25 protein-coding genes and 1 pseudogene are annotated in these 24729 nt (G+C 75.3%); 15 read left to right on the forward strand and 11 right to left on the reverse strand.

Annotation, left to right across the window (positions count from 1 at the left end; all coding sequences use genetic code 11):
• Nucleotides 1-30 precede the first annotated feature (30 nt).
• Complete coding sequence (locus BMW27_RS15700) at nt 31-966, forward strand: tyrosine recombinase XerC (protein ID WP_091445658.1); 936 nt, start codon at nt 31-33, stop codon at nt 964-966.
• Nucleotides 967-1081: 115 nt separating this feature from the next.
• Nucleotides 1082-1882, forward strand: a complete 801-nt coding sequence (whiG, locus tag BMW27_RS15705) for an RNA polymerase sigma factor WhiG (protein ID WP_091445660.1) — start codon at nt 1082-1084, stop codon at nt 1880-1882.
• Between the two features lie 126 nt (nt 1883-2008).
• On the opposite strand, the gene BMW27_RS15710 is transcribed toward whiG, so the two are convergent.
• Complete coding sequence (locus BMW27_RS15710; RefSeq protein ID WP_091445662.1) at nt 2009-2518, reverse strand: M23 family metallopeptidase; 510 nt, start codon at nt 2516-2518, stop codon at nt 2009-2011.
• A gap of 305 nt (nt 2519-2823) precedes the next feature.
• Here BMW27_RS15710 and rpsB point away from each other — a divergent pair, with 305 nt between their 5' ends.
• The 5 genes from rpsB to BMW27_RS15735 all read left to right on the forward strand — a co-directional run bounded on the left by rpsB (nt 2824) and on the right by BMW27_RS15735 (nt 7350).
• Nucleotides 2824-3774 (forward strand): 30S ribosomal protein S2, encoded by a 951-nt coding sequence (rpsB, locus tag BMW27_RS15715; protein WP_091445663.1) that lies wholly within the window; start codon nt 2824-2826, stop codon nt 3772-3774.
• A 96-nt stretch (nt 3775-3870) separates the two neighbouring features.
• Entirely contained in the window at nt 3871-4686 is an 816-nt protein-coding gene (tsf, locus tag BMW27_RS15720) for a translation elongation factor Ts (RefSeq protein WP_091445666.1), read from the forward strand.
• A gap of 188 nt (nt 4687-4874) precedes the next feature.
• Nucleotides 4875-5660: a UMP kinase gene (gene pyrH / locus BMW27_RS15725; RefSeq protein ID WP_425431686.1), complete on the forward strand. Its 786-nt coding sequence runs from the start codon at nt 4875-4877 to the stop codon at nt 5658-5660.
• Nucleotides 5661-5731: 71 nt separating this feature from the next.
• Nucleotides 5732-6289 carry a ribosome recycling factor gene (gene frr / locus BMW27_RS15730; RefSeq protein WP_072920334.1) on the forward strand — a complete coding sequence of 186 codons (558 nt, stop codon included), beginning with the start codon at nt 5732-5734 and terminating at the stop codon, nt 6287-6289.
• A gap of 20 nt (nt 6290-6309) precedes the next feature.
• A complete protein-coding gene (locus BMW27_RS15735) occupies nt 6310-7350 on the forward strand; it encodes a phosphatidate cytidylyltransferase (RefSeq protein ID WP_091445668.1) in 1041 nt (346 codons plus the stop codon).
• Here the strand turns inward: BMW27_RS15735 and BMW27_RS15740 are convergent.
• The 5 genes and pseudogenes from BMW27_RS15740 to BMW27_RS15760 form a co-directional block, all read right to left on the reverse strand.
• A complete protein-coding gene (locus BMW27_RS15740) occupies nt 7317-8441 on the reverse strand; it encodes a DUF952 domain-containing protein (RefSeq protein ID WP_091445670.1) in 1125 nt (374 codons plus the stop codon). The two genes, BMW27_RS15735 and BMW27_RS15740, sit on opposite strands and share 34 nt — an antisense overlap.
• Nucleotides 8438-9214: a polyphosphate kinase 2 family protein gene (locus BMW27_RS15745; protein ID WP_091445672.1), complete on the reverse strand. Its 777-nt coding sequence runs from the start codon at nt 9212-9214 to the stop codon at nt 8438-8440. Before BMW27_RS15745 ends, BMW27_RS15740 begins: the two co-directional genes overlap by 4 nt.
• A 31-nt stretch (nt 9215-9245) precedes the next feature.
• Nucleotides 9246-9872 carry a dihydrofolate reductase family protein gene (locus BMW27_RS15750; protein WP_091445674.1) on the reverse strand — a complete coding sequence of 209 codons (627 nt, stop codon included), beginning with the start codon at nt 9870-9872 and terminating at the stop codon, nt 9246-9248.
• A 173-nt stretch (nt 9873-10045) separates the two neighbouring features.
• Nucleotides 10046-10189: pseudogene (locus BMW27_RS15755) on the reverse strand (sigma factor); the annotation flags it as partial.
• A gap of 2 nt (nt 10190-10191) precedes the next feature.
• A complete protein-coding gene (locus tag BMW27_RS15760) occupies nt 10192-10842 on the reverse strand; it encodes a TrmH family RNA methyltransferase (protein ID WP_091445809.1) in 651 nt (216 codons plus the stop codon).
• A gap of 190 nt (nt 10843-11032) precedes the next feature.
• On the opposite strand from BMW27_RS15760, the gene BMW27_RS15765 reads away from it, so the two are divergent.
• From BMW27_RS15765 to BMW27_RS15775, 3 genes are all read left to right on the forward strand, one after another.
• Nucleotides 11033-12223 (forward strand): hypothetical protein, encoded by a 1191-nt coding sequence (locus BMW27_RS15765; protein WP_091445676.1) that lies wholly within the window; start codon nt 11033-11035, stop codon nt 12221-12223.
• A gap of 63 nt (nt 12224-12286) precedes the next feature.
• Nucleotides 12287-13462 carry a dual-specificity RNA methyltransferase RlmN gene (gene rlmN, locus BMW27_RS15770; RefSeq protein ID WP_091445811.1) on the forward strand — a complete coding sequence of 392 codons (1176 nt, stop codon included), beginning with the start codon at nt 12287-12289 and terminating at the stop codon, nt 13460-13462.
• Entirely contained in the window at nt 13459-14175 is a 717-nt protein-coding gene (locus BMW27_RS15775) for a VIT1/CCC1 transporter family protein (protein WP_091445678.1), read from the forward strand. The genes rlmN and BMW27_RS15775 overlap by 4 nt, the downstream gene beginning before the upstream one ends.
• A 6-nt stretch (nt 14176-14181) precedes the next feature.
• On the opposite strand, the gene BMW27_RS15780 is transcribed toward BMW27_RS15775, so the two are convergent.
• The 3 genes from BMW27_RS15780 to BMW27_RS15790 form a co-directional block, all read right to left on the reverse strand.
• Nucleotides 14182-15159, reverse strand: coding sequence for an LCP family protein (locus BMW27_RS15780; RefSeq protein WP_091445680.1), 978 nt, complete (start codon nt 15157-15159; stop codon nt 14182-14184).
• Between the two features lie 2 nt (nt 15160-15161).
• Nucleotides 15162-16064 (reverse strand): hypothetical protein, encoded by a 903-nt coding sequence (locus tag BMW27_RS15785; protein WP_091445681.1) that lies wholly within the window; start codon nt 16062-16064, stop codon nt 15162-15164.
• A 327-nt stretch (nt 16065-16391) separates the two neighbouring features.
• Nucleotides 16392-16718: a DUF2631 domain-containing protein gene (locus tag BMW27_RS15790; RefSeq protein WP_091445683.1), complete on the reverse strand. Its 327-nt coding sequence runs from the start codon at nt 16716-16718 to the stop codon at nt 16392-16394.
• A gap of 79 nt (nt 16719-16797) precedes the next feature.
• Between BMW27_RS15790 and dxr the strand changes: the two genes are divergently transcribed.
• The 5 genes from dxr to BMW27_RS15815 all read left to right on the forward strand — a co-directional run bounded on the left by dxr (nt 16798) and on the right by BMW27_RS15815 (nt 23526).
• On the forward strand, nt 16798-18003 hold the full coding sequence (gene dxr, locus BMW27_RS15795; RefSeq protein WP_091445684.1) for a 1-deoxy-D-xylulose-5-phosphate reductoisomerase: 1206 nt from the start codon (nt 16798-16800) through the stop codon (nt 18001-18003).
• A 10-nt stretch (nt 18004-18013) separates the two neighbouring features.
• Nucleotides 18014-19378 (forward strand): M50 family metallopeptidase, encoded by a 1365-nt coding sequence (locus tag BMW27_RS15800; RefSeq protein ID WP_091445686.1) that lies wholly within the window; start codon nt 18014-18016, stop codon nt 19376-19378.
• A gap of 65 nt (nt 19379-19443) precedes the next feature.
• Nucleotides 19444-20622 (forward strand): flavodoxin-dependent (E)-4-hydroxy-3-methylbut-2-enyl-diphosphate synthase, encoded by a 1179-nt coding sequence (gene ispG, locus BMW27_RS15805; protein WP_091445813.1) that lies wholly within the window; start codon nt 19444-19446, stop codon nt 20620-20622.
• An 8-nt stretch (nt 20623-20630) separates the two neighbouring features.
• A complete protein-coding gene (locus tag BMW27_RS15810) occupies nt 20631-21509 on the forward strand; it encodes a GNAT family N-acetyltransferase (RefSeq protein WP_091445688.1) in 879 nt (292 codons plus the stop codon).
• Nucleotides 21510-21624: 115 nt separating this feature from the next.
• Nucleotides 21625-23526, forward strand: a complete 1902-nt coding sequence (locus tag BMW27_RS15815) for a penicillin-binding transpeptidase domain-containing protein (RefSeq protein WP_091445690.1) — start codon at nt 21625-21627, stop codon at nt 23524-23526.
• 79 nt (nt 23527-23605) lie between these two features.
• Here the strand turns inward: BMW27_RS15815 and BMW27_RS15820 are convergent, their stop codons facing one another.
• Nucleotides 23606-24058 carry a ferritin-like domain-containing protein gene (locus BMW27_RS15820; RefSeq protein ID WP_091445692.1) on the reverse strand — a complete coding sequence of 151 codons (453 nt, stop codon included), beginning with the start codon at nt 24056-24058 and terminating at the stop codon, nt 23606-23608.
• A gap of 14 nt (nt 24059-24072) precedes the next feature.
• Nucleotides 24073-24558 (reverse strand): hypothetical protein, encoded by a 486-nt coding sequence (locus BMW27_RS15825; RefSeq protein ID WP_091445814.1) that lies wholly within the window; start codon nt 24556-24558, stop codon nt 24073-24075.
• Between the last annotated feature and the right edge of the window lie 171 nt (nt 24559-24729).

The raw sequence follows: 24729 nt of genomic DNA on the forward strand, positions 1-24729 counted from the left end.
CCCCGGCGGGGTGCGACCGACCGTTTCACGGTGACTGCTCGCACCGCCGACGCGCGGGCCGCGCTGCCGCCGGTGCTGGCGGAGGCGCTGGCCGGGTACGAGGAGCACCTGCGCACCCAGCGGGACCTCTCCGAGCACACCGTCCGCGGCTACGTCGGCGACGCGGTCTGGTTGCTGGACCACCTCGTCCGCCGCTGCGGCACCCGGGTCGACGACCTGGACCTGGCGACGCTGCGCAGCTGGCTGGCCCAGGGCCGCACCCGCGGTGCCGGCCGGGCGACCACCGCCCGGCGCGCCGCGGCCGCCCGGTCGTTCACCGGCTGGCTGCGCCGGGCCGGCCTCACCCCCGAGGACGTCGGCCTGCGGCTGGTCAGCCCCAAGGCGCAGCGCACGCTCCCCGACGTACTGGCTCCCGACCAGGCCCGCGTGGTCGTCGAGTCGGCGGCCGGGGCCGACGAGCCGGTCGGCCTGCGCGACGCCGTGGTCCTCGAGCTGCTCTACGCCAGCGGGATCCGGGTCAGCGAGCTGGTCGGCCTCGACGTGGACGACGTCGACCGCGGCCGTCGCCTGCTGCGCGTGCTGGGCAAGGGCCGCAAGGAGCGCAGCGTTCCCTACGGCGTGCCGGCCGAACGGGCGCTGGACGCCTGGCTCGCCCGAGGGCGGCCGGCGCTGGGCACGGAGCGCTCGGGCCCGGCGCTGCTGCTCGGCCTGCGCGGTGGGCGGCTGGACGCCCGCGAGGTCCGCCGCACCGTGCACGCGGCCGTGGCCGCCGCGCCGGGTGCTCCCGACATCGGCCCGCACGGCCTCCGGCACTCCGCCGCCACCCACGTGCTCGAGGGCGGCGCGGACCTGCGCTCGGTGCAGGAGCTGCTCGGGCACGCGAGCCTCGCGACCACCCAGATCTACACGCACGTCACCGTCGAGCGGCTGCGCGCCGTCCACGCGCAGGCGCACCCGCGTGCCTGAGAGGACAGCCGCCCGTGGATGAGACAGTTGGCCTGCGCGCCGCCGGATCGCGCACCACCACCGTGCACACCCCGAGGTCCTCCGCCAGAGGCCTCCGACAGTCGGAGCGCAGACCGTGACCAAGGCCGCCATCGACCGGCTCGACGAGACCCCGGACGACGCCGACGCCGCGCTGGCCGAGCTGTGGGCCGGCTACGTCTCCGACCGGGCGCCGGAGCTGCGCGACCGGCTGATCCTGCACTACGCGCCGCTGGTGAAGTACGTCGCCGGCCGCGTCGGCAGCGGTCTGCCCGCGCACGTCGAGCAGGCCGACCTGGTCTCCTACGGCACCTTCGGCCTGATCGACGCGATCACCCGCTACCAGCCCTCCCGCGAGGTCAAGTTCGAGAGCTACGCGATGGCCCGCATCCGCGGCGCGATCATCGACGAGCTCCGCAGCACCGACTGGATCCCGCGGTCGGTGCGGATGAAGGCCCGGCAGTTCGAGCGCACCGTGGCCGTCCTCGAGAGCCGGCTGCAGCGCAGCCCCTCGGAGGAGGAGGTGGCCGCCGAGATGGACATGGACGTCGAGGACGTCCGCAAGTTCCTCGGCCAGCTCTCCCTGGTCAACGTCGTCGCCCTCGACGAGCTGCTCTCCGACGACGAGGGCGGCGCCCCCCGCCTGGTCGACACGCTGCAGGACACCAGCGCGCTGGACCCGCAGGCCATGGCCGAGCACAGCGAGGCCCGGCAGCTGCTGGCACGCGCGGTGGAGCAGCTGCCCGAACGGGAGAAGGTCGTCGTCAGCCTCTACTACTTCGAGGGGCTGACCCTGGCCGACATCGGCCGCGTCCTCGGCGTCACCGAGAGCCGGATCTGCCAGCTGCACACCAAGGCGGTGCTGCACCTGCGCGCGAAGCTCGCCGACATCGCCTGAGCGGCGGTCCTCGAGCACGCGCCGCCGCCGGCCGTCCCCGGACGGGAGGCCGGCTCCGCGGCGGCCCCGCCGAGGCCCGACCGCCGACCGCCGTCCCGGCCGACGGCGCTCCCGCGCCCTGGGGCGTCAGCCCATCGGCAGCAGCCGGACCTCGGGCGGCTCCAGCAGCGACAGCGGGTCGAGGTAGACCTCGCCGCGGCGCAGACCCCAGTGCAGACAGGCCGCGACCGGGCAGCCGGCGTGGCCGCCGGCGAGGGTCCCCAGCGCCGTGCCGCGGGAGACCGGCCGGCCCGCGCCCACCACCGCCTCGACCGGCTCGTACGTCGTCCGCAGGCCACCGGCGTGGTCGACGCTGACCACCGGCCGCCCGGCCACCATCCCGGCGAAGACGACGACGCCGTCCCCGGCGGCCAGCACCGGGGTCCCCGGTGCCCCGGCGAGGTCGGCTCCGCGGTGCCCGGGCCCGTACCTGTCCGGCGGCGGGTCGAAGGGGCGGGTCACCGCGCCGTCCACGGGTCGCGCCCACGGGCCGGCCGGGACGTCGGGCGGCGGGGCGGGCGCGGCGAGAGCCGGCGCACCCGCGGGGAGCAGCAGAGCCACCAGGAGCAGCAGGGGAGCGAGGACCCGTCGGCGCACCGGGGGAGCGTGCCGCCGCACGGCGCGGGTGGGGGCACCGGGCGGCGGTCTGTGGACGGTACCGGCCGCTGGAGAGGGCCGCTCCGGCCGGGGCGTATGCTCGACGACGCGATCCGTCCCCGACGGGTCGACTTCGCGCGTCCTCTCGCCCGCTGGCAGCAGCGGGACGGTCGCCACCCCGGTCCCCGCGGTCCTCCGCGGGGTCGTGGCGGCCCGGACGCCAGGGCGGAGCGCCACCCGGTGCCCGCGACAACCGAGAGCGCGGCCCCGCGTGGCCGCGCGCAGAGACGAGAGAGGCTGCGGCCATGGCAGTCGTCAGCATGAAGCAGCTGCTCGACAGCGGCGTCCACTTCGGGCACCAGACCCGTCGCTGGAACCCGAAGATGAAGCGCTTCATCTTCACCGAGCGCAACGGCATCTACATCATCGACCTGCAGCAGACGCTCGGGTACATCGACAACGCCTACGAGTTCGTCAAGCAGACGGTCGCGCACGGCGGCTCGATCCTGTTCGTCGGCACCAAGCGTCAGGCGCAGGAGGTCATCGCCGAGCAGGCGCAGCGGGTCGGCATGCCCTACGTCAACCAGCGCTGGCTGGGCGGCATGCTCACCAACTTCTCCACGGTGCACAAGCGGCTGCAGCGGCTCAAGGAGCTCGAGGACATGGAGCAGACCGGCGTGCTGGTCAGCCTGTCCAAGAAGGAGCAGCTGGGCCTCACCCGCGAGAAGGCCAAGCTCGAGCGCAGCCTCGGCGGTATCCGCGACATGCAGAAGGTGCCCAGCGCCGTCTGGATCGTGGACACCAAGAAGGAGCACATCGCCGTCGGCGAGGCGCGCAAGCTGAACATCCCGGTCGTCGCGATCCTCGACACCAACTGCGACCCCGACGAGGTCGACTACAAGATCCCGGGCAACGACGACGCCATCCGCAGCGCCGCGCTGCTGACCCGCGTCATCGCCGACGCCGTGGCCGAGGGCCTCATGGCCCGGTCGGCCTCGCAGGCCAACGCCGGCCGTGAGGACGGCGGCCAGCAGGCCATCGGCGGCGACGAGCCGCTGGCCGACTGGGAGCGGGAGCTGCTCACCGGGCAGCAGGGCGACGCCGCTGCCGACGCCGCTGCCGACGCCGTGGCCACCCCGCTGCCGGAGACCCCGGCCGAGCCCCCGGCCGTGACCGCGGGCGAGATCGCCCCGGTCGAGGGCGTCCCCGCCACCGGCAGCACGGACACCGGCACCCAGGGCGCCCAGAACGGCTGAAAGAGGACCCCGTCCCGCTCACCCCGTCGCGAGCCCGGGGTGAGCTCGGGACGGGGCCGCCGTCCCGCTCAGGCACTGACACAGAAGGATCGAGGCATGGCTGACTTCACCGCTGCCGACGTCAAGCGTCTCCGCGACGCCACCGGCGCCGGCATGATGGACTGCAAGAAGGCGCTCACCGAGGCCGACGGCGACTACGACAAGGCCGTCGAGTTCCTGCGCGTCAAGGGCGCCAAGGACGTCGGCAAGCGCCTGGAGCGCTCGACGACCAACGGCGTCGTCGTCAGCAGGGACGGCGCGCTGCTCGAGCTGGACTGCGAGACCGACTTCGTCGCCAAGAACGCGGACTTCGTCAAGCTGGCCGAGCGCCTGCTGGACGTCGTCCTCGCGCAGAAGCCGGCCGACGTCGACGCGCTGCTCGCCACCGAGGTTGACGGCCAGACCGTCGCCGCGCTGGTCGAGGGCGAGTCGGCCCGCATCGGCGAGAAGCTGGTGCTGAGCCGGTTCGCGGTCTTCGACGGCCAGACCGCCACGTACCTGCACAAGCGGGCCACCGACCTGCCTCCGGCGATCGGTGTCGCGGTGCAGTACAGCGGCGGCAGCGAGGAGGCCGCGCGCGGCCTGGCGATGCACATCGCCGCGGCCCGTCCGCGCTACCTGTCCCGCGACGAGGTCCCGGCCGAGGCGGTCGAGACCGAGCGTCGCGTGGCCGAGCAGACCGCCAAGGAGGAGGGCAAGCCCGAGCAGGCGATCACCAAGATCGTCGAGGGTCGGGTCAACGCCTACTACAAGGACTTCGTCCTCCTCGAGCAGCCGTCGATCACCGAGCCCAAGCGCACAGTCAAGCAGATCGTCGACGAGGCCGGCCTGACCGTGGAGCGGTTCGCCCGCTTCGAGGTCGGCCAGGCGTAACACCAGCGGACGAGGACCCCGCGACCCCCGATCGGCCCCGTTGCAGGGGCCCGCGCCGAGCTTGCGAGGCGTGGGGGGCAGCGGGGTCCTCCCGTGTCCGGGCACCGGTGCGGGGCCCCTGCCGCACGAGCTGCCGCACACCTCGTGCGGCAGGATCAGGGGAACGACGCCGAGCGAGGGAAGAACCGTTGACCGACACCGCCGCGCCGCACCACACCGCGCCCCTGTCCGCACCCACCGCGTTCCAGCCCGCCGACGGTGCGGGCTACAAGCGGGTCCTGCTCAAGCTCTCCGGTGAGGCCTTCGGCGGCGGCAAGGTCGGCGTGGACTCGGGGATCGTGCAGGACATCGCCACCCAGCTGGCCGAGGTCGTGCACGGCGGCACCCAGGTCGCCGTGGTGGTCGGTGGCGGCAACTTCTTCCGCGGCGCCGAGCTGTCCCAGGCCGGGATGGACCGCCGGCACGCCGACTACATGGGCATGCTGGGCACGGTCATGAACTGCCTGGCGCTGCAGGCCTTCTGCGAGCAGGTGGGCCTGGAGACGCGCGTGCAGACGGCGATCGAGATGGGTCAGGTCGCCGAGCCCTACATCCCGCGCAAGGCCGTGCGGCACCTGCAGAAGGGCCGGCTGGTCATCTTCGGCGCCGGCGCCGGCATGCCGTACTTCTCCACCGACACGGTGGCCGCCCAGCGCGCGCTGGAGATCGGCTGCCAGGTGCTGCTGATGGCCAAGAACGGGGTGGACGGCGTCTACGACGACGACCCCCGCACGAACTCCGACGCCGTGATGTACGAGGACCTTGACTACGCCACCGTGCTGGCCAAGCAGCTGAAGGTCGCCGACGCGACGGCCATCAGCCTGTGCATGGACAACAGCATGCCGATCGTCGTGTTCAACCTGCTGGAGCCCGGGAACATCGCCCGCGCCGTGGCAGGTGAGAGGATCGGGACGCTGATCAGCGACCCGGCCTGAGCGCCGCCGTCGCCCGGCCCGAAGACCCGCACCCGCGGCGGAGCGCTCCGCCGCACCAGGAGGAGAGACCCGTGATCGACGACACCCTGCTCGACGCCGAGGAGCGGATGGACAAGGCCCTGTCGGTCGCGCGCGAGGACCTCGGCTCGGTGCGCACCGGGCGCGCCGCGCCCTCGATGTTCAACAAGGTCCTGGTCGACTACTACGGGGCGCCGACGCCGGTGCCGCAGATGTCCTCGATCACCGTGCCCGAGGCCCGCATGGCGGTCATCAAGCCCTACGACACCGGCCAGCTGTCGGCCATCGAGAAGGCCATCCGCGACAGCGACCTCGGCGTCAACCCCACCAACGACGGCCAGATCATCCGCGTGGTCTTCCCCCAGCTGACCGAGGAGCGCCGCCGCGACCTGGTCAAGCAGGCCCGCGCCAAGGGCGAGGACGCCAAGGTCGCCATCCGCAACGTGCGCCGCCGGGCCAAGGAGGAGCTCGACCGCATCGCCAAGGACGGCGAGGCCGGCGAGGACGATGTGCGCCGCGCGGAGAAGGAACTCGACGACCTCACCGCCAAGCACACGCATGGCATCGACGAGGCGGTCAAGAACAAGGAGAGCGAGCTGCTCGAGGTCTGATCCGGCCGGACCCTCCCGACATGACCCCCGACCCCGACACCGGGCCGATCCCGCTGGTCGGCCGGCGCCCGACACCGCCTCCGCAGGCCAGGCCGCGGACGCGGACCGAGATGCGGACCGCGCCGCTGCCCGTGCAGGAGCCGGCTGCCGCCGAACCGTCCCCGCTCGAGCCGGGGACGAGGCAGCTCGAGGTCCCCACGTCGACGACCGAGTCCGTCGGCCCGGACCTGGTGCACGCGCCGACGAAGAAGTCCGGGCGGGCCGGACGGGACATGGTGGCGGCGATCGGGGTCGGTGCCGGGCTCGGCGCGGTCATCCTGCTCTCGCTGCTGGTCTACCGGCCGGCGTTCCTGCTGGTCCTGCTCGTCGCCATCCTCGTCGGCGTCGTCGAGCTCACCCGGGCGCTGCAGGCCGGGGGAGTCCGCGCCCCGCTGGTGCCCGTCCTCGCCGGCACCGTCGCGATGCTGGCCCTGGCCTGGACCCGCGGTGCCTCCGGGCTGGTGGTGGGGTTCCTGCTCACCGTCCTCGCCGTCCTGCTGTGGCGGCTGGGTGACGGCCCCGACGGCTACCTGCGGGACGCCTCGGCCGGCCTCCTGGTGGCGCTGTACGTGCCGTTGCTGGCGGGCTTCTGCGTGCTGCTGCTGGTGCCCGACGACGGCGCGGCCCGGGTGCTCGCCTTCATCGCGACCGTCGTCGGCAACGACGTCGGCGGTTTCGCCGCCGGGGTGCTCTTCGGCAGGCACCCCATGGCGCCCTCGGTGAGCCCCAAGAAGTCGTGGGAGGGGATGGCCGGCTCCGTCCTCGCCTGCGTGCTGGTCGCGACCCCGATCGTGACCCTGGCACTCGGCGGGCCGTGGTGGGGCGGGGTGCTCTTCGGCGTCGCCCTCGCCGTCAGCGCGACCGCCGGCGACCTCGGCGAGTCGCTGATCAAGCGCGACCTCGGCATCAAGGACATGGGCAACCTGCTGCCCGGCCACGGCGGGATCATGGACCGGCTGGACTCGCTGCTGCCCTCGGCCGCGGTGGCCTACCTGCTGCTCTCGGTCGTGGCACCCGCCTGAGCCGAGACCTCCCAGGTGGAGCCCACCGGCACGAAGCCGCGCCGGGCGTACCAGTGCCGCGGCCAGTCGGCGGCGTCGGCCTCCAGCACCACGAGGTCGCAACCGGCGTCCGCGGCGCGGTCCAGCGCGGCGGCCAGGACGGCGTCCCCGTGGCCGCGGCCCCGCGCCGCCGGGTCGGTGGTCATCGACTCGAACGCGGCGGTGGCGCCGTCGACGCGCAGCTGACCCGCCGACACCACCCGGCCGCCCTCCCGGACGGCGAGGTCGGTGACCGCGACCACCCGGTCGTTGCGGTGCTCGCGGCCGACCAGCTGCGCCACCACCTCGTCCAGGTCGGCTCCGGACGGCGGCAGGTCGCGCCGCCAGGAGCGCTCCCACAGGTCGTGCACCTCCCGCTGGTCGACCGCCTCGGCGCGGCGCCCGGGGACCGGAGGCGCGGCCGGGCGGCCCATCACCAGCAGCTCCTCGGCCTGCCACCCCCGGCCGGCCAGCTCGGCGGCGACGTCGTCGGCACCGGCCCAGGTCAGCGACGCGGCGACGTGCGGCCAGCCGGCGTCGGCGGCGACCGCGGCCGCGGTCGCCGCGACGGTGCCGGCGTCCACCGGTTCGTGGAGCACCAGCCGGTTGTCGTCGCGCGAGTACCGGAAGCCGGGGTCCAGCACGGCCACCCCGCGGGGGACGTCGCGCACCTCGGCGGCGCGCCGCACCCGCAGCGACCGGTGCAGCGCCAGGGCCCGACCCAGCGGGTCGTCCGGCCGGGGGAGCACCGGCTCGGCGGGCGGCCGGTGGGGGACCACGGCGACGACGGCGCTCGTCGGCAGCGGGCCGTGCACGTGCGGGAAGCGCACGCCGGGTGGGTCGCCGGGCACACCGGGTACCCAGCGCACCGGATCGGGGAGTCGGGCGGGGTCGACGACGAGCAGCACCAGGTCCCGCCGCCCGGGGAACAGCCGCTCGGCCGGGAGGTCGACCTGCTCGGGGGCGGACAGGTGCACGAACCCCTGCTCGGCCAGGGACGGCGGGCGCAGTGCCCCGGTGCCGAGCGCCGCGCGCCAGGCCGCCGGCTCGACCAGGTGGACCAGCACCGTCACCCGGCGGTCCCCGGCAGGGGCGCGTCGGGGTCGACGCCGCGGGCCCGGAGCGCCGACTCGACCGCCTCGCACACGGTGCGCACCACGGCCACCCGCGCCCACCGCTTGTCGTCGCCGGCCACGACGTGCCACCGGCCGGCGGGGGTGTCGGTGCGCTCGAGCATCTCCTCGACGGCGTCCTCGTAGGCCGCTCGCTGCCCGCGGTTGCGCCAGTCCTCGTCGGTGAGCTTCCACGCGCGGTAGGGGTCGTCGCGGCGGGACTCGAAGCGGCGCAGCTGCTCCTCGGGGGAGACGTGCATCCAGAACTTCACCAGCACCGTGCCCTCGGCCGCCAGCGTCGTCTCCAGGTCCACGATCTCGCCGTAGGCCCGCTGCCACTGGTCCTCGGTGGCGAAGCCCTCCACCCGCTCGACCAGCACCCGGCCGTACCAGGTGCGGTCGAGCACGGCCATGCCGCCCCAGCCGGGCAGCACCGGCCAGAACCGCCACAGGAAGTGGTGCCGCTTCTCGTCGAAGGTGGGGGCGGCGAACTGGGCGACCCGCACGTGCCGGGGGTCGAGCTCATCGACCAGCCGCTTGATCGCCCCGCCCTTGCCCGAGGCGTCCCAGCCCTCGAAGAGCACGCACAGCGGCGGGCCCAGCTCACCGGAGCCGATCTGCCCGCCGAGCAGCAGGCGCAGGTGCACCAGCCGCTCCTGGGCCTGGGCCAGCTGCTCCTTGGCCTCCTTCTTCGACAGCCGGACGGACAGGTCGACCTCGGCGAGACGGCTCATGCCCGGAGCCTGGCCCACGTGGCACCGGCTGTCAGCTCGGCCGGGCACGGTCGACGGTGTAGTGCAGCCGCACGCTGTCCGAGCCGGGGCGCCGGGAGGTGTCGCGCAGCCGCAGGTGCGCCGGGACGCCGTCGGGGAAGGCGCGCAGCCCCGCGCCCAGCAGCGCGGGGCCCACCAGGAGGAACAGCTCGTCGACCAGGCCGGCGGGGAGCAGGCCGCCCCACAGCGTCCGGCTGCCGAACACCAGGACGTCCCCGCCGGGCTCCTCCCGCAGCGCGGCCACGGCCGCGTGGGCGTCGGCCCGCCGGACGATCGTGGTGGTGTCCGCCCAGGGGCCGGTGTCGGCCCGGGTCAGGGAGTCGGAGACGACCACCTTGGGCAGCTCGGCGTTGCGCCGCGCCGTCTCGCGGTGCAGCTCGGCGACCGACGGGTCGAGCTGCACCGCCGGGGACACCGTGGGGTCCGCGGCGACGGCCGGCCAGTACGCCACCATCCCGCGGTAGGTGGTGGCGCCCAGCAGCAGGGTGCCGGCGGCGCGCAGCCGCTCGAGGTTGAGGGCGTCGAACGAGCCGTCCATGGGCAGGCGCGAGATGTCGCCGCCGGGGCCGGCGACGTACCCGTCCAGGGACACGATGGTGCTGACGACGACAGGGCGCACGGGATCTCCTCGGGTCGGGGTTCCGGTCGTCCGTACAGAGACACCCCGGCCGCCGAACTCATCGGTCGCCCGCGGATCCCGTTCCGAAGAGCCGGTGCAGCACGGGGTCGACGAACCCCGCGATCCAGTCCACCCGCCCGTCGTGCAGGCCCACAACGGGCGAGCAGCGTCTCCTGGAGGGCGTCCTCGGCATCGTGCGGGGAGCCGAGCATGCGGTAACAGTGCGCGACCAGCTCACGACGGTGCCGGGTGACCAGGCGGCCGAAGGCCTCCTCGTCCCCGGACCGGGCGGCGGTCAGGTCGTCGCCGGCGTCCACGGTCAGTCCAGGTCCGCGTGCTGCCGGACCCAGGCGTGCATCGCGATGCCCGCCGCGACCCCGGCGTTGACGGACCGGGTCGAGCCGAACTGGGCGATCGACAGGACGCCGTCGGCGGCGTCGTGCGCCTCAGCCGACAGACCGGTGCCCTCCTGGCCGAACAGCAGCACGCAGGCGCGGGGGAGCGGCTCGGTCTCCAGCGGGCGGGCGCCGGGCAGGTTGTCGACGGCGAGCAGCGGCAGCCCGTCGGACCGCGCCCACGCCAGCAGCGCCGCGACGTCGGGGTGGTGGCGCACGTGCTGGTAGCGGTCGGTGACCATCGCACCCCGGCGGTTCCAGCGTCGCCGGCCGACGATGTGCACCTCGGCGGCCAGGAACGCGTTGGCGGTGCGCACGACGGTGCCGATGTTGAGGTCGTGCCGCCAGTTCTCGATGGCGACGTGGAAGGGGTGCCGGCGGGTGTCGAGGTCGGCGACGATCGCCTCGACGGTCCAGTAGCGGTAGCGGTCGACGACGTTGCGCCGGTCGCCGGTGGCCAGCAGCTCGGGGTCGTAGCGGGGGTCCTCGGGCCACGGGCCGTCCCACGGGCCGACCCCGACGGCGTCCGGCGGGACGGGGTCCGGCGGGATGGGGTCCGTCTCCGCCCGGGTCACCCGGCCGACGTTAGCTGGCCGCGCGTCCGCCCCGTCCCCGGACCGCGACGCCAGCAGGACCGCGTGCCGGCCGTGTGGGAAGCCTCGGGCCGTCGCCGGTCGCGCCTGCGGGAACCGGCCGGACCCGTCCGGCACCATGACTTCACTCCGTTGCGTGAGATGGCGATGGCGATGAGTGACTGGAGGTGCGATGGCGGCACGGCAGGACGACGAGGAACAGCTCGACCCCGGGCCGGCCGGCACCCCGCCGGCTGCCGACGGCTCCCCGGTCGACCGGGCGCCGGCGGAGGAGGGTCCCGTGCCACCGGCCGACGACTGGGAGCAGGCCTGGTTGCCCGGGTGGTTGACCGAACCCGAGGAGGCGCCCGCGGACGTCCCGCAGGGCGCGGACCGGGGAGACGGCGGTCGGGAGGGCGACGCGCCCGGGCAGGCCGTCGCAGAGCCGCTCCCCGCTGAGGACCCGCTCCCCGCCGAGGATCCGGACCGCGTCGAGCAGCCGCTCCCCGTCCAGGAGCCGCTCCCCGCCGAGGACCTGCTCACTGCTGAGGAGCCGTACCCGGCTGAGGAGCCGTACCCCGTCGAGGAGGCGTACCTGGTCGAGGAGCCGCAGCCCGTCGAGGAGCCGCACCCTGTCGCGGTCGAGACCGTGCGCCCGCGGGTCGTCGTCGCCGCGCGCGTGCGGCCCCGGCACCGGGCGGCGACCGCCGTGGTGGTCGCCCTGCTCACGGCCGCCGGCATCGCGGGCGCCGCCCTGCTGGCCCGGTCCACCTCCGGCCCGGTCCCGACCGCGGACGTGCAGTCCTCGCCGGGTGCGGTCGCCGCGCCCACCGCGGCCGCGCCCGCGACTCGACCCCCCGGTGTCGCGGACGCCGTCTCGGCCGCCCCGACGACCAGCGCCGCGGTGCCGACTGCTCCGGTGCAGGACCCCCGCACGGACCCGGCTGCGGTACCGGTCCGCGCCGCCAGGCCCGCGGCTCCCTCCCCCGTGCCCGTTCCGGCCCCGCGGGTGCCGCCGTCCGTGGTCGTTCCGCCGGCGCCCCCCGCGGCGCCGGTCGAAGCCGCCGAGGACCGGACCGGCGGGCCCGGTGCCGACGCGGTCCCGGTCGAGGGGCCGGCACCTCCCGCCGAGCCCGAGGTCCCGGTCGAGGACCCGGCGCCTCCCCTGACGGACGCCCCCGGCCCCGAGGAGACGCCCGGCCCGGAGGAGCCGTCCTCCCCGCCCGATGTCGGCTCGCCCGTTGTCGGCACGCCCGACGGCCCGACGCCCGACGTCCCCACGCCGGACCCGGACGGCGACGCACCGGGCGGCCCCGGACCGGACGTGCCGACCCCCGGCACGCCGGAGGCGCCCGCTCCGGGCTCCGAGGCGCCAGTTGCCTGAGCGAGCGACCTCACCCGCGCAGCGGCACACGCACCGGTGCGGGGTGGGACCATGGAGGGCGCCATGACTGCCCTCCCCCTGGTCTTCGACGCCCCCCGCCGGGGCAAGCCGCCGCGCCACCTGGCCGACCTCACCCGTGAGGAGGCCCGCGTCGCGGTCAGCGAGCTGGGTCAGCCCGCCTTCCGGGCCGACCAGCTCGCCCGGCACTTCTACCGGGGCGTCACCGACCCGGCGCAGATGACCGACCTGCCGGCCGCGGTGCGCGAGGAGCTCATCGGCGCGCTGCTGCCCGGGCTGCTGACGCCGGTGCGGACGCTGAGCGCCGACGGCGGCCGCACCCGCAAGACGTTGTGGCGGCTGCACGACGGCGCGCTGGTCGAGAGCGTCCTGATGCGCTACCCGGACCGCGCCACCGTCTGCATCTCCAGCCAGGCCGGCTGCGGCATGGCCTGCCCCTTCTGCGCGACCGGCCAGAACGGGCTGACCCGCAACCTCTCCGCCGCGGAGATCATCGGCCAGGCGGTCGCGGCCGCCGCGGCGATGGCGAACGGCGAGGTCCCCGGCGGGCCGGGCCGGTTGTCCAACGTCGTCTTCATGGGCATGGGCGAGCCGCTGGCCAACTACGCGCGGGTCCGCAAGACCCTCGACGGGCTGGTGACGCCGGCGCCGCACGGGCTGGGCCTGTCGCAGCGCTCGGTGACCGTCTCCACGGTCGGCGTCGTCCCGGCGATCCGGCGGCTCACCGAGGAGGGGCTGCACGTCACGCTCGCGGTCAGCCTGCACGCGCCCGACGACGAGCTGCGCGACACCCTGGTGCCGATCAACACCCGCTGGAAGGTCGGCGAGGTGGTGGCCGCCGCGGATGCCTACGCCGAGCGCACCGGCCGCCGGTACTCGGTGGAGTACGCGCTGATCCGCGACGTGAACGACCAGCCCGAGCGCGCCGACCTGCTCGGCCGGCTGCTCGCCGACCGGCGCGCACACGTGAACCTCATCCCGCTCAACCCCACGCCGGGCAGCAAGTGGGACGCCAGCCCGCTGCCCGCCCAGCGTGAGTTCGTCGCCCGGCTGCGCGCGCACGGCGTACCGACCACGGTCCGCGACACCCGCGGGCAGGACATCGACGGCGCCTGCGGGCAGCTGGCCGCGGCCGACCGGGTGGAGGGCGTCCCGGCTGTGGCGCTGCCGCAGCCGTCCCTCGAGCCGCCGGTGGAGATGGGCGCCGAGGCGGACCAGTGAGCTCGGGGGCCCCGGCCGCCGAGGCGCACGAGCACACCCACGCCGACGTCTCCGGCGGCTGGCTGCGGGCCGCGGTCTTCGGCGCCATGGACGGGCTGGTCACCAACACCGCGCTCGTCGCCGGCGTCGGCGGCGGTGGGGCCTCGGCCCGCGCGATCGTGCTCTCCGGCGTGGCCAGCCTGGTCGCCGGTGCCATCTCGATGGCGCTGGGGGAGTACACCTCGGTGCGGACGCAGAACGAGCAGCTCGACCTCGAGGTGGAGAAGGAGCGCCGGGAGCTCGAGCGCAACCCGGGCGGTGAGCTCGCCGAGCTGGTGCAGATGCTGCGGGTCCGCGGCGTGGACGCCGACCTCGCCGAACAGGTCGCCGTCCAGCTGCACCGCGACCCCGACACCGCCCTGCGGCTGCACGTGGTCGCCGAGCTGGGGCTCAACCCGGCCGACAAGCCCTCGCCGCGGACGGCGGCGGTCTCCTCGTTCCTCACCTTCGCCACCGGCGCGGTGATCCCGCTGCTGCCCTACCTGCTGGGCTTCTCGCTGCTGTGGGCGGCGCTGCTGTGCGGCGGACTCGGCCTGGCTGCGGCGGGCGCCCTGTCCTCGCGCTTCACGCCGCGGCCCTGGTGGTACGCGGCAGGGCGCCAGCTGCTGTTCGGCGCGGTCGCGGCCGGGGTCACCTACGCGATCGGGGTGGCGATCGGCGTCGGCGTCACCTGACGCCCGTCAGCCGTCGCAGGAGAGACCGGCGCCCTCGATCGCGGCGCGCGTCCCAGCGGTGGGCAGCGCCACCGGGACGGCGCCGTCCCGGAGGTCGCTCGGCAGCACCTCGACCGTGGAGAGGTCCGCGCCGGCGAGCGCGGCGAGATCGGTCACGGAGGTCCCCGGGTCGACGGTGAGCGCCCCGGTGGTCGCCCACCCCACGGTCTGCAGCCGCCAGGGGCGGACGACCGATCCGCGGACGGCGTCCACCAGCGCACCGAGCACCGTGCCCGCGGCCGACGCCCGTCCGTCCGGGTCCATCGGCACCGGCGTCCACGCCCCGTCCACGAGGTGCTGCGGGTGCCGGGAGCGGACCAGGGCCAGCGCCGTGCGCCCGTCGACGTGCTGCACCCCGGCCCGCGGCAACTCCAGTCCGGCGCCCGGGTCGCGCACCGGGACCGGCACGTCCACCGTGAGCCCGCCGGCTGCGTCGACGACCTCGGCGAACCCCGCGAAGTCGACCGTGACGAGGTGGTCGGCGTCGATGCCGACGGAGCACAGGGCGTCGACCGTCGCCTCGGGACCGTCTCGCCAGGTGAGGGTCAGCCGGGTCGGCCGCCCGTCCCGCAGGACCAGCAGGTCCCGCGGCACCGACAGGACCCTGGACCCGGCGTCGGTCTGGTGGACGACGAGCACCACGTCGGCCCGGGTGCCGGGGACGTCCTCGGGGGTGCCGAAGTCGGCCGGATCGGCGCCGGAGGGCAGGTGCTCCCGCGAGTCCAGGCCGAGGAGCACCCAGGTCCGGCCGTCGGAGTCGTCGGCCGCGAGGTCCACGGGCACCTCGTCGACGCGCCCGGCGAGCAGCGCGACCTCCGCACCGACCGTGACCAGCAGCAGGACGAGGACGGCGAGGACGATCCGCGTCCACCTCTGCCGTCCTGGCAACGGCCGACGCCGGCCAGGGGAGCCCTGGCCGGCGTCGGGGTCGTGCGGTGCGGTCACGTTCAGGCCTGCGAGCCCTCCGCGGACCGGCGGCGGGCGGCGAACAGCAGGCCGCCACCCAGCGCCAGGGCACCCACGCCCAGGCCCAGCGGGAGGGCGACGTCGGCGCCGGTGTAGGCCAGGCTCGACGACGAGGCGTTCGAGGTGGCCGCGGCCGCGGTCACGGTGAGGGACTCCTGGAAGTAGGTGCCCATGCTGCCCTCGTAGACCAGCGTGTGGTCACCGGTCGGGGTGCCGGCCGGGACGGTGAACTCGACCCTCACGGTGCCGTTCTGCTCGGTGAAGGTACCCATGGTCTGCGGCGTGGAGTGCAGGGTCACCGTGACGACCTCGCCGGGCTTGAAGCCGGTGAGGACCTTGACGACCTTGCGGCCCGGCGCCGCGCTGTCACCGGTGGCCGCTCCCTTGTCCGGGCTGGTGACACCCGGGGTGTTGGCTTGCGGGCCGCGGATCGCCCCCGTCGGCTTGATCTCGGTGGGCGTGGCCGCGGGAGCGGTGAGGACCACGGAGCTGAGGGGGTACTCGCTGATGACGGTCTCGAGGTCGTAGGCCAGGCAGGCCGCGGCAACGACGTACTCGCCCGCGGGGGTGCCGGCATCGAAAGCCAGCTCGACCGACCACTCGCCGGACTCGGTCGGCTCGACCACACCGGCGATGAGGGGCTCCTGAGCCTCGGAGTCGCCGACGGCGACGGCGACCACGTTCCTCGTCCTCTCGTCGGCGTAGTCCTCCGAGACGCAGGCGGCGCCGGAGACGGTGAAGGTCTCCTCCGCGGCCACGGCGTCCGGGGCGACGACGAGGGCGGCCGGCGCGGCGAACGCGGCCGGGGCGAGCAGCAGACCCGCCGCCGCGGCGGTGGCGGTCATGCCGGTCAGGGTCGCGGCGCGGGCTGTGGTGCGGGACATCGGCGGCTCTCCGCTCGGTCAGGAGTCCGGGCACTCCGGACTTCTCTCGCACTGTCTATCGACTGGCGATCGCCGGGGCTGTAGCTGACAGTCACCAAGATCGGACGCATCGTCGGCCATGTCTGACGAACGCCGCCCCAGCAGGCCCAGCCGTCACTCCGGGCACAGGTGCACGAGAGGAACCCCCTGTGGCCGGGACGTGGGGGCGACACCTGACATCCGGCTCCGGTGGGTCTCGCAGCTCGCCGCGACGACCGATCCACCATTCCCCCGCGAACGACGAGAGGCCCGCCCCCGGGCAGGGGACGGGCCTCTCGTGCGGTCGCGCTACTTGGCGCGCCAGGCGTTCCGGCGGCGCCGCCAGTCGAGCACCAGGATGAGCACCATCACGGCGGCGGTGCCGACGACCCAGAGGTCCTCGACGCGGCCCTCGTGGTTGCCGATGAGGTAGGAGAGCATGAACAGCGTCACGATGACCGCGCCGATGCGGCCCCACCGACCGGTCTCGCCGTGCCAGCCCCACTCCTCGGGCCGCTCGTGCGCCACGGGGTGGGAGTCGGCCCGGACGACGGCCTCCTCGCGCCCGGGCTGGTTGACCCGCCCCGTCCCGGGGTGGTCCACGGAGATCCGCTGACGGTGGGTCTGCTCGCTCACACCGCCATCCTGCCAGCCCGCCTCACGCGCCACCCGCCGAGGGAGGACGGCGCGTCGACCCGGCTGAGCGTCGGGGAGGATGCGCGCCGTGGACGGCGTGCGCGAGGTGACGGTGCTGGGCTCCACCGGTTCGATCGGCCGGCAGGCCGTCGCGGTGGCCCGGCAGAACCCGGACCGGCTGCGGATCACCGGCCTGGCCGCCGGCGGCGGGGACGTCGCCCGGCTGGCCGAGCAGGCGCTGTCCCTCGGCGTCCGCACCGTCGCGGTGGCGAAGGCGACCGCCGCGCAGGACCTCCAGCTGGCCTTCTACGCCGCGGCCTCCCGGCGCGGCTGGTCCCGGGGGGAGTACGCGCTGCCGGAGATCCTCGCCGGCCCGCGGTCGGCCGAGGAGCTCGCCGCCCGTCCGGCCGACGTCGTCCTCAACGGCATCACCGGCTCGATCGGGCTGCGGCCCACGCTGTCGGCGCTGCGGGCCGGCCGCACCGTCGCGCTGGCCAACAAGGAGTCACTGGTCGCCGGCGGTGAGCTGGTCACCGCGGCGGCCGCGCCCGGCCAGCTGGTGCCGGTGGACTCCGAGCACTCGGCGCTGGCCCAGTGCCTGCGCGGCGGTGCCCGCGGCGAGGTGGCCCGGCTGGTGCTCACCGCCAGCGGCGGGCCGTTCCGCGGCCGCACCGCCGCCGAGCTGGCCGACGTGACCGTCGAGCAGGCGCTCGCGCACCCGACGTGGGCCATGGGGCCGGTCGTGACGATCAACTCCGCGACCCTGGTCAACAAGGGCCTGGAGCTCATCGAGGCGCACCTGCTCTTCGACGTCCCCTTCGCCGACGTCGACGTCGTGGTGCACCCGCAGTCGATCGTGCACTCGATGGTGACCTTCGCCGACGGCGCCACCATCGCCCAGGCCAGCCCGCCGGACATGCGGCTGCCGATCGCGCTGGCCCTGGCCTGGCCCGACCGGCTGCCGCACGTCCAGCCGGCGCTGGACTGGTCGGCGGCGAGCACCTGGGAGTTCGCGCCGCTGGACGACGAGGCGTTCCCGGCCGTCGCGCTGGCCCGCTCCGCCGGCGAGGCGGGGGGCGTGGCCCCGGCGGTCTACAACGCGGCCAACGAGGAGGCGGTGGCGGCGTTCCTGGCGGGTCGGCTGCCGTTCCGGGGCATCGTCGACCTCGTCGCGCGTACCCTCGACGACGCGCCGGACCTCGGCGCCCCCACCTGCGTCGAGGACGTCCTGGCGGCGGAGGGGTGGGCCCGGCAGCACGCCGGGAGCGTGATCGCCGGAGGCTGAGCTGAGCGGGTTGCTGCTGACCGTCCTCGGGATCGTCGCCTTCGCGGCCGGCCTGCTGTTCTCGATCGCCTTCCACGAGTACGGGCACTTCTTCTGGGCCCGGAAGTTCGGCATGCGGGTGCCGCAGTTCATGGTCGGCTTCGGCCCGACGCTCTTCTCCCGTACGCGCGGGGAGACCGAGTACGGCATCAAGGCCGTCCCGCTGGGCGGCTACATCCGCATCATCGGGATGATCCCGCCGGCCGAGGAGAACGAGAGCACGCGGGCCACGCGCATGCGCTCGTTCATCGCCGAGGTGCGCGGGGCCGCGCTCGACGACGTCCGGCCCGGCGACGAGGACCGCGTCTTCTACGCCAAGCCCTGGTGGCAGCGGGTCGTGGTCATGTTCGCCGGCCCCTTCCACAACCTGGTGCTGGCGGTGCTGCTCTTCACGGTGCTGCTCACCGTCGTCGGCACCAGCGTGCTGACCACGACGGTCCGCAGCGTCCCGGAGTGCGTGCTGCCCGCCACCGCGGCGGTGCAGGCCGGGACCGACCCGTGCGCGGTGCCGATCGACCCGCAGGGGCAGACCTGCGAGCAGGGGACGCCGGGCTGCACGCTGCCCGAGCAGAGCCCCGCCGCGGCCGCCGGCCTGCGGTCCGGCGACACGATCGTCGCCATCGGGGGCCGGCCGCTCGACCCGACCGCGTACGACAGCTGGACGGCGGTGCAGGAGGCGATCCGCACCAGCCCCGGTCAGCCGCTCGACCTCACCATCCAGCGCGACGGCGCGCGGCAGCAGCTCACCGTCACGCCGATCCCCAACACCGTCTACGCCGACCCGACCGACCCCACCGAGGGGACCACGACCGCCGGCTACCTCGGGATCTCGCCGAGCGGCCAGCTGGCCCGGCAGGACGCCTCGGCCATCCCCGGCTACTTCGGGATGATCGTGACGAACGCCGTCGAGCGGCTGGTCGAGATCCCCGAGCGCATCCCGCAGCTGTTCCGCGCGGCGTTCCTGGGCGAGGAGCGCGACCCCAACGGGCCGATCGGCGTCGTGGGCGTCGGCCGCATCTCCGGCGAGGTCTTCTCCATCCCCGAGCTCACCGGCATGGAGAAGGTCAGCACGTTCCTGCAGCTGCTGGCCAGCATCAACCTGGTGCTGTTCCTGTTCAACCTGCTGCCGATCTACCCGCTCGACGGCGGGCACGTCGCCGGCGCGCTGTACGAGAAGGCGCGGGCGGTCGTCGCCCGGCTGCGCGGCCGGCCCGACCCCGGCCCGTTCGACATCGCCCGGCTGATGCCGGTCGCCTACGTCGTCGCGGGCCTGTTCGTCGTCCTCTCCGGCCTGCTGCTGATCGCCGACATCGTCAACCCGATCACCCTGCAGTAGCCGCAGCAGGTGTTCCGCCCCACGTCACCGGCACCGACCTGTGACGGAGGGCGATACTCGTGGTCATGGCCATCCCCGTCGGTCTCGGCATGCCCGCTGTACCCCCGCCCGTCCTCGCGCCCCGGCGCAAGACCCGCCAGCTCATGGTCGGCGACGTCGGCGTCGGCAGCGACCACCCGGTCAGCGTGCAGTCGATGACGACGACCAAGACCGCGGACATCAACGCCACGCTGCAGCAGATCGCCGAGCTCACCGCCTCGGGCTGCCAGATCGTGCGGGTCGCGGTCCCGGACACCGACGACGCCGAGGCGCTGCCGATCATCGCCAGGAAGTCGCAGATCCCGGTCATCGCCGACATCCACTTCCAGCCGCGCTACGTCTTCGCCGCGATCGACGCCGGCTGCGCCGCCGTCCGCGTCAACCCCGGCAACATCAAGAAGTTCGACGACAAGGTCGGCGAGATCGCCCGGGCGGCCAAGGGCGCCGGCATCCCGATCCGGATCGGCGTCAACGCCGGGTCCCTCGACAAGCGGCTGCTGGCCAAGTACGGCAAGGCCACCCCGGAGGCGCTGGTCGAGTCCGCGCTGTGGGAGTGCTCGCTGTTCGAGGAGCACGACTTCCGCGACATCAAGATCTCGGTCAAGCACAACGACCCGGTGGTCATGGTGCGCGCCTACGAGCTGCTGGCCGCGCAGTGCGACTACCCGCTGCACCTCGGCGTCACCGAGGCCGGGCCCGCCTTCCAGGGCACCATCAAGTCCGCCGTCGCCTTCGGCGCGCTGCTCTCCCAGGGCATCGGCGACACCATCCGCGTCTCCCTCTCGGCCCCGCCGGCCGAGGAGGTCAAGGTCGGCAACCAGATCCTCGAGTCGCTGAACCTGCGCCAGCGCGGCCTGGAGATCGTCAGCTGCCCGTCGTGCGGGCGTGCGCAGGTCGACGTGTACACGCTCGCCGACGAGGTCACCGCCGGCCTCGACGGCCTGGAGGTGCCGCTGCGGGTGGCCGTCATGGGCTGCGTCGTCAACGGCCCGGGCGAGGCCCGCGAGGCCGATCTGGGCGTGGCCTCGGGCAACGGCAAGGGCCAGATCTTCGTCAAGGGCGAGGTCGTCAAGACCGTCCCCGAGTCGCAGATCGTCGAGACGCTCATCGAGGAGGCCCTGCGCCTCGCCGGGGAGATGCGCCCGGCCGGCGAGCAGGCCGACGACGGCGTCCCGTCCGGCCCGCCCGTCGTCACTGTCGGCTGACCGGCCCGGTGCTGCGCACGCCGGTGTCCTCCGCCCACCCCACGACCCCGACGGCCCGGGTCCTCGACGAGACCGACGAGCCCGCCGTCCGCGCCCTGTTCGCCAGCGACCCGGTGGCCGCGTGCGTCGTCGCAGGGCGGGTGGAGGCCGCCGGCACCGCCGCCGCGGCCCTCGGCGCACCGCTGTGGGGGCTGGGCGACGGGCGCTCGCTGGACGCGGTCTGCCTCGCCGGGGCGAACCTGATCCCCTTCGCCCTGCCCGGCGCCGAGCGGGCGGCGGCGACGGCCTTCGCCGACCGCGCCCGTCGCGCGGGCCGGCGCTGCTCGACCATCGTCGGCCCGGCCGCGTCCGTGGACCCGCTCTGGGAGCTGCTGGCGCCCAGCTGGGGCCCGGCTCGCGACCACCGGCCCCGGCAGCCGCTGCTGGCCATCGAGGGGCCGCCGGCGATCGCCCCCGAGCCCCGGGTGCGCCCGGTGCGCCCGGCCGAGATCGACGTCCTGCTGCCGGCGGCGGTGGCGATGTTCACCGAGGAGGTCGGGGTCAGCCCGCTGCGGGTCGACGGCGGCGCCGGCTACCGCGCCCGCGTGGCCGACCTGGTCCGCGCCGGGCAGTCGCTGGCGTGGATCGAGCGCGGCGAGGTGCTGTTCAAGGCCGAGATCGGCGCGGTGTCCCGCAGCGTCTGCCAGGTGCAGGGCGTGTGGGTCGCCCCCGCCCACCGCGGCCGCGGCATCGGCACCGCGGGCATGGCGTCCGTCGTCGAGTACGCCCGCACCGCGATCGCGCCGGTGGTCAGCCTCTACGTCAACGACTTCAACGGCCCTGCCCGCGCGGCCTACGCGCGGGTCGGGTTCCGCGAGGTCGGGCGGTTTGCCAGCGTCCTGTTCTGAAGGAGGACCCCGCTGCCCCCCACGCCTCGCTGGCGCTCGGCGTGGGCCCCTGCAGCGGGGCCGTTCCAGCACGTCACCACGGGATCGGCGCTCGCGTCTGGAACGCTGTCTCCCCGTGCGCACACGTCGGGGGACCGTCCTGGGGTCCACGCTCACGCTGCTCGCCGTGCCGGTGCTGGCGGCCTGCTCGGGGAACGCCGAGGACGACGTCCGGTCGGCAGCGGAGGCCTTCCTCGCCGACTGGGCGGCCGGGGACACCGCGGCCGCCGCCGGCGCGACCACCGACCCCGCCGCGGCGACCACGCTGCTGGAGCAGACCGCCACCGACCTGCCCGAGGCCACGCTCAGCCCCGACGTCGGCCAGGTGTCCGTCGACGACGGCACGGCCACCGTCGGCTGGACCGCCACCTGGGACCTGGTGGCCGCGCCCGACTGGAGCTACCCGGCCACCCTGCGCCTGCAGGAGGCCGACGAGGGCTGGGACGTCGTCGCCGAGCCCGCCCTCGTCCACCCGGAGCTGGGGGAGGGCCAGCGGCTCCTGCTCGAGCGGCGGCTGCCCGAGCGCGCCGCCGTCACCGACGCGGGCGGCCAGCCGCTGTTCGCGCCCACCGAGGTCGTCAACGTCGGCGTCGACCCGGCCCAGGTCACCGACCTGCCCGCGCTGGCCGCCGGGCTGTCGGCGGCCACCGGGATCGCCGCGGAGGAGATCGCCGCCGACGTCCAGGCGGCGCCGGGCGGCCAGTTCGTCCCGGTCATCACGCTGCGCCGTCCGGACTTCGAGGCCATCCGCGCGCAGGTCTTCGACCTGCCCGGCGCGGTCTTCCCCACCGACACCCGGCTGCTCGCGCCCAGCCCCCGCTTCGCCTCCGCCCTGCTCGGCCGGGTCGGCCCGGCGACCGCCGAGGTGCTCGAGGAGACCGCCGAGGACGGCGCGCCGCGGTACGCCGCCGGCGACGAGCTGGGCCTGTCCGGGCTGCAGCGCGCCCTCCAGGAGCAGCTCACCGGCACCCCCGGCTTCACCGTCACCGTGGTCGGCGCCGACGGGGCCACCGGCGATCCCGGCCGGCAGCTCGACGCGGTCGAGCCGGTGCCCGGCGAGCCGGTGCGGACGCCGCTGGTGCGCGCGGTGCAGACCGCCGCCGACGCCGCCGTCGCCACCCAGCAGCTGCCGACCCACCTGGTCGTCGTCCGGCCCGGCACGGGGGAGATCGTGGCGGTGTCCTCCAACGAGGCGGCCGCGGCGGGCAACGCGTTCACCGGCCAGTACCCGCCGGGCTCGAGCATGAAGATGATCAGCGCCACCGCGCTGCTGGCCACCGGCACGCTCACCCCGCAGACGCCGGTCGCCTGCCCGGGCACCTTCGTCGTCGAGGGCCGCGAGTTCGAGAACGCCGACCAGTTCGACCTGGGCACCGTGCCGTTCACCGAGGCCTTCGCGCAGTCCTGCAACACGACCTTCATGCAGCAGGGGCTGCAGCTGCCCGACGACGCCCTGGCCACGGCCGCCGCGTCCTACGGCGTCGGCACGGACTGGCAGCTGCCGGTCGACGTGTTCAGCGGGGACGTGCCGGCCGACAGCACCGGGACGACGAAGGCGGCCAACGCCATCGGCCAGGGGCAGGTGCTGATGAGCCCCGCGCAGCTGGCCCTGGTGGCCGCGGGGATCGCGAGCGGGACGCCGGCGGTGCCGGTCGAGGTCGTCGGCGCGGAACCGGCCGGACAGGTCCCCGCCGGCCCGGACGCCGCCGTGCTCGACGCGCTGCGGCCGATGATGCGCCAGGTGGTGCTCTCCGGGACGGCGAGCTCGTTGGCCGACCGCGGTGAGGTCTACGGCAAGACCGGCACCGCCGAGTTCGGCACCAACACCCCGCCCGACGCCCACGGCTGGTTCACGGGCTACCAGCTGGCCGGGCCACAGGGCGACCTGGCGTTCGCGGTCCTCGTCGAGAGCGGTCAGTCCAGCGGCGTGGCCGTGGACGTGACCGACGCCTTCCTCGGCGGGCTGCCCCAGGCCTGAGGCGGCTCCGCCCCCGAGTGCCACCGGCCCCGTCCCGGGCCCGCCCTGAGCGTGCGGAGGGTGGGAGGTCGGGGTCCTGCTACAGGCCGGGGAACGCGTCGGTGACCGGGATCCGGCCGGCGGAGGTGCGCCAGCCGACGGCGCGCACCTCCGCGGCGCCCAGCTCCTCGACCGCGAGCTCGCGCACGGCGGGTTCCGCGGACTGGTCGAGCAGCCGCACCCAGGCCGCGGACACGCCCTCCTCGAGGACGACGGCCAGCGTCGCGGCGTCCACCGCCGAGAGGACCGGGAAGGGGAGGGTGTAGCCCGCCTCGCGGGGGACCGGGTCGGCGCCGCGGGACTCCAGCATCGCCACCAGCCGGTCGCGGGCGTCCCGGTGGGCGACCTCGGCGGCCGCCGCGGGCCCGCGGGCGTCCTCCGGCAGTGCCGCGCCCACGGTGCCGTACCCCCACACGGCGGCGTGCTCGGCGGCCACCACCTCGTTCAGCGCCGCGGTCTCGGTGCCCTCGTCGAGGCGGCCGTCGTCAGCCACGTCCCTGCCCCCCCTCACGCCAGTGCCGCCTCGTGCCCGCGCAGCCCCGCGGCGATCGACCCGAGCAGCGCCGCACGGGCGCCGGTCTGCCGGGCGCAGGCGCGGGCGTGGGCGCTCGCCGCGGTGGCCACCTGCTCGCGCAGCCAGGTGCGCACGTCCCCGCCGGCCGGGGCGGCCGGGGGAGCGGAGGAGGACGTGGCCGGCGACGCGGTCGAGGACGACGCGGCGGCCCGCAGCCGGTCGAGCTGCTCGGTGGCCTGCGCGGCCAGGTCGCTCAGCGCGAGGGCGGGGTCGGCCGTCGTCGCCGCGGCGTAGGCGGCGACGACGGCCTCCTGGACGGCGACCTGCCCGGCCAGCCGGTCGGCCTCCTCGGTGCTCACCGCCGGGGTCTCCGGGGAGCCCGCCGTGCAGCCGGCGACGAGGAGGGCGAGCCCGGCCGAGGCCGCCAGGAAGGCGCGGCGGGTGGAGCCCGCGGTGGCGGGGGCGAGGACGGGGGGCATCACCGCCATCCTCTCAGCCCCGCACCTGCCCGGCCGGGAGCACACGGCGGGCGGGTCCCTCCCGGCCGCCCGGTCTCGGGCCGGGCAGGGGGGCGGTAGCCTGACCCTCCGCCCGGTACCGGGCCGACGGTGTGTCCGGCGCTCCTCCGACGGGCCGCGACGCGGGGCGCC

It is taken from the genome of Geodermatophilus poikilotrophus (genome assembly GCF_900111455.1).
Taxonomy (GTDB): Bacteria; Actinomycetota; Actinomycetes; order Mycobacteriales; family Geodermatophilaceae; genus Geodermatophilus; species Geodermatophilus poikilotrophus.